Source organism: Pseudomonas sp. PS01303, from assembly GCF_029959385.1.
GTDB classification, from domain to species: Bacteria; Pseudomonadota; Gammaproteobacteria; order Pseudomonadales; family Pseudomonadaceae; genus Aquipseudomonas; species Aquipseudomonas rustica.
The window spans coordinates 1-3,895 of sequence record NZ_JASCPK010000265.1 but is presented as its reverse complement, the minus strand read 5'-3'; the positions used below and the strand labels follow the sequence as shown (position 1 = coordinate 3,895).

Annotated in this window: 5 protein-coding genes; 1 reads left to right on the top strand and 4 read right to left on the bottom strand. The window is 59.1% G+C overall.

The window, feature by feature from the left end; genetic code table 11:
• Positions 1–98 precede the first annotated feature (98 nt).
• Positions 99–785: an isonitrile hydratase gene (inhA, locus tag QMX93_RS30155; RefSeq protein WP_282359234.1), complete on the bottom strand. Its 687-nt coding sequence runs from the start codon at positions 783–785 to the stop codon at positions 99–101.
• A gap of 89 nt (positions 786–874) precedes the next feature.
• Here inhA and QMX93_RS30150 point away from each other — a divergent pair, with 89 nt between their 5' ends.
• Positions 875–1,858 carry a GlxA family transcriptional regulator gene (locus tag QMX93_RS30150; protein WP_053118818.1) on the top strand — a complete coding sequence of 328 codons (984 nt, stop codon included), beginning with the start codon at positions 875–877 and terminating at the stop codon, positions 1,856–1,858.
• Here QMX93_RS30150 and QMX93_RS30145 read toward each other — a convergent pair.
• From QMX93_RS30145 to QMX93_RS30135, 3 genes are read right to left on the bottom strand one after another with little or no spacing between them, the layout of a single operon-like run.
• Positions 1,827–2,726 carry an alpha/beta hydrolase gene (locus QMX93_RS30145; RefSeq protein WP_282359233.1) on the bottom strand — a complete coding sequence of 300 codons (900 nt, stop codon included), beginning with the start codon at positions 2,724–2,726 and terminating at the stop codon, positions 1,827–1,829. The two genes, QMX93_RS30150 and QMX93_RS30145, sit on opposite strands and share 32 nt — an antisense overlap.
• A gap of 12 nt (positions 2,727–2,738) precedes the next feature.
• A complete protein-coding gene (locus QMX93_RS30140; protein WP_282359232.1) occupies positions 2,739–3,371 on the bottom strand; it encodes a BRCT domain-containing protein in 633 nt (210 codons plus the stop codon).
• A gap of 12 nt (positions 3,372–3,383) precedes the next feature.
• Positions 3,384–3,773, bottom strand: coding sequence for a hypothetical protein (locus QMX93_RS30135; protein ID WP_282359230.1), 390 nt, complete (start codon positions 3,771–3,773; stop codon positions 3,384–3,386).
• Positions 3,774–3,895 lie beyond the last annotated feature (122 nt).

Below are 3,895 nucleotides of genomic sequence, written 5' to 3'. Positions count from 1 at the left end.
GCCGAAGGCTGCGATCTTTTGATCTTTATCTTGAAAAGCCAAGATCAAAAGATCGCAGCCTTCGGCAGCTCCTACAGGGATTTGTGTAGGGTTGGGGATCAGTGCAGGTTGAGTTTCGCCGCCGCACGTTCGGTAATTTCCGTGCGCAATTTCAACGAAGGCGCTGCGCGCAGGCGGGCCTCATCGACAACAGCGCTCGGTGCCGTCTCCGGGCGGCCTGAGTCAAACGGCGGCGCCGGCGCATATTCCAGCTGCAACTGCACCAGTTGCGCGGTATCCGCACCCACCAACTCTTCAGCCAGCACCAATGCAAAATCAATCCCCGCCGTAATCCCGCCACCGGTAAACAGGTTGCCGTCACGCACCACGCGATCCTTCACCGCAATCGCCCCCAGCGTCGGCAGCAGATCGTGATACGCCCAGTGCGTGGTCGCGCGTTTACCCTTCAACAATCCCGCCGCCCCCAGCACCAGCGACCCGGTGCACACCGACGTGACGTATTTCGCCTGAGCAGCCTGACGCTTGATGAACTCCAGCGTCGCTTCATCCTCCATCAACACGCCGACACCGCCACCACCCGGCACACAAATCACATCCAGATCCGGGCAATCTTCAAATGTCGTGGTCGGTTTCAGCAGCAAACCGGTGCTGGCGGTGACCGGCATCAGATCCTTCCAGATCAGATGCACCTGCACGTCCGGCAGCGAAGCGAGCACGTCATAAGGCCCGGTCAGGTCGAGTTGCTGAACCTGCGGAAACAACAGAAAACCGATCTGCAGCGTCATCGTTCTTGCTCCATGAAAAGAGGTGGACGGCTTCACTGTAGGCGCGTAGGTTCTGGCGCATACGCCAATAACCCCACGAATTACGCCAAATGCCCAAAACCATCCACGTACTCGCGTTTGCCAACATGCAGATCCTCGACGTCACCGGGCCGCTGCAAGTGTTCGCCTCGGCCAACGACATCGCCCGCCAGCGCGGCTTGCCGATTCCCTATGCGCCAACGGTGATCGCCAGCGGCGGCGGGGCGGTGATGTCGTCGGCGGGGCTGGCGGTGTTGGCCGAACCGTTGCCGCAAGAGGCGAGCGACACGTTGATCATCGCCGGTGGCTGGGGCATTTATCCCGCCGCCGAAGACGTGCCGCTGGTGGATTGGGTGCGCGAGCATGCGGCGAAATGCCGGCGGGTTGCCTCGGTATGTACCGGCGCGTTTCTGCTGGCGGCCAGTGGCTGGCTGGATGGTCGCCGCGTGGTTACGCACTGGACTCGTTGTGAACAATTGGCCCAGCAACATCCGAAACTGCAAGTCGAGGCCAATCCGATCTTCATCAACGACGGCCCCGTTTGGACGTCCGCCGGTGTCACCGCCGGCATCGACCTGGCACTGGCGATGGTCGAAGAAGATCTCGGCAGCGACATCGCGCTGGACGTCGCCCGGCATCTGGTGGTGTTCCTCAAACGCCCGGGCGGTCAGTCGCAATTCAGCGTGACCTTATCGCTGCAAAATCAGGGCAATCGTTTTGATGAACTGCACGCGTGGATCGCGGAAAACCTCACCTGCGACCTCGGCATCCCGACCCTCGCCGAACAAGCCGGGATGAGCGAACGCAGCTTCGTCCGCCACTACCGCGCCGACACCGGCCAGACCCCGGCGCGGGCGATCGAATTGATCCGCGTTGAAACCGCTCGGCGATTGCTCGGCGACACTGGATTACCGGTCAAACGCATCGCCGCCAATTGCGGGTTTGGCAGTGAAGAGACATTGCGCCGCAGTTTCCTTCGTGCCATCGGCGTGACGCCACAAGCCTATCGCGAGCGGTTTTCGGTCAGTGCTGCAACAGATCCAGTAATGCCTTGAGGGTTTGTTCGGGGGCTTCTTCGGGAATGTTATGCCCGACACCGGACAACACGCGCCGCTCATAAAAACCAGTGAAATGCTCCGCGTCTTCATCCTCTTGTGGTGCAGGGCTGACACCGTCGTCGGCACCGCACAAAGAAATGCTCGGCACGCTAATGGCCGGTTGTCGAGTCAGCAAATCTTCCATCGACTCAAGCGCCGAATCTCCCGCGACATACATAAAGCGATGGCGATAGGAGTGGATCACCACGTCAACGAAATCAGGGTTGTCGAAGGTTGGCGCACTCAGGGGATAACGCTCGGCGCTGCGCGACCAGGTCGGTGACCACAGCTTCCATAGCAATTCACAAAACTCCCGACGAATTTGCTTCAGTCCCTCAACGCCACGTGGCGTGTGGAAGTAATACTGATACCAGAGCCGATGTTCGGTCTCGGGATCCAGCGGTCGAATCGAGTTCGGGATGTCCTGCAGGTTGTAGCCATCACCGGTCACCAGGCCGCGCACCCGTTCCGGAAATAACGCCGCGACGATGCATGCCGCGCGACCACCCCAGTCATAACCGCAGAGCGTGGCTTGTTCGATGGAGAGTGCATCCATCAAATCCAGCAAATCCTGAGCGAGTGCGGCTTGCTGGCCTGAGCGCAGTGTTTTTGCATCGTTGAAGCGAGTCGGCCCGTAACCGCGCAGGTACGGAACGATGACTCGGTAACCCTGAGCGGCGAGGAGCGGCGCGATCTCGTCGTAAGCGCGAGGGGAATAGGGGAAGCCGTGAAGCAGGATCACCGGCACACCGGTTTCCGGGCCATGCACCTCATAGGCAATGGTCAGGCTGGCGGTTTTGCAGAACAGAATCGCTTTTCCACTCATACCGGGCTCCTGTTATCCGAACAGCACCTTCTGCCAATGATCTTCACTGATGATGGCGATCGGCACGCCGCTGTCTCTTAGCTCAACGGCTTTTTTGATCTTCGTACCATAGCTGCTGTGCAGCCACTGTTCATTGCCGATGCTGCCGATCACCAGATAGTGGATTTTCTTGCTGACAGCTGCACCAATCAGTCCGCCGCGTTCTACGATCAACGATTCACACGCTTTGCGCGGCCCGTAAGCCATAACACCGGTAAACAGAAAAACGCGATCGGCACAGTCCAGCGACGGGGCTGGATTATCGAGCGGCAGGTTGTTGGGCATGCTGAAGGTTTGTGCTGCGCCCACTGGCAGGCCGGCGAATTGGTGAAGTATCTCCAGCAATTCCACAGACTCGTCGGCATCCAGCACGCCATCGCTAAGCATGCCTTCAAGACGCCTGTAGAGAATATTGACTACTGGATCTTCCAGGTGCACCCAGTGCGTTTCGATCCAGGTTTTTAGAAACTCGGCTTCCTGCTGGTTAATCTTGCCGTCGGCGGCAAGCCCTGCAGCAATACCTGCGAGCGCATCGGCCGAACGCCTGTCGATCCGCGCTTCGTGAAAGAAACGGCTGTTTTGAAATTCCTGATGTAAATCGACCATCGATGCTTCTCCTTAAGCCTCAGCTTCCGCCACCTGATTGAAATACTTCGTCCGATCCGGCGTAAACGTCACCACCATTTTCGTCCGCGAGCACGTCAGCGCGCGTTCCTCCCGCAAATCAATATCCAGATCCTCCCCACGCAAGCCTTGCCACTGTGCGAGGTATTTCAGTGAACCGAATTTTTCGAGTTTTTTCAGGCTGCGGCTGACGCCTCCTTTCCAGCCGAGTACCGGCAGTTCGTTGGCGAGGCATTTGTCGGCGAGGTCGGGGAAGCGCGTGGCGCGCTGGCGGCCGATTTCCCAGCATTTGATCAGGCCTTCGTCGGCGTCTTCCCAGAGTTGGGTGCGGGTCAGGCCGCTGCGCAGCGGCGAGGTGATGGGGCGCTGGACGTGTTGGGTCATTCCGGTTCCTTGAAATTCGGGTTTTGTTGGACAGCTCCGCTGTGCCCGTTGGGTTTGATGGTAGGGGGGGATGTAACGGCTGGCAACAGGGTATTTCAGGGTGTGAGTGCGGGGTGTGGGGG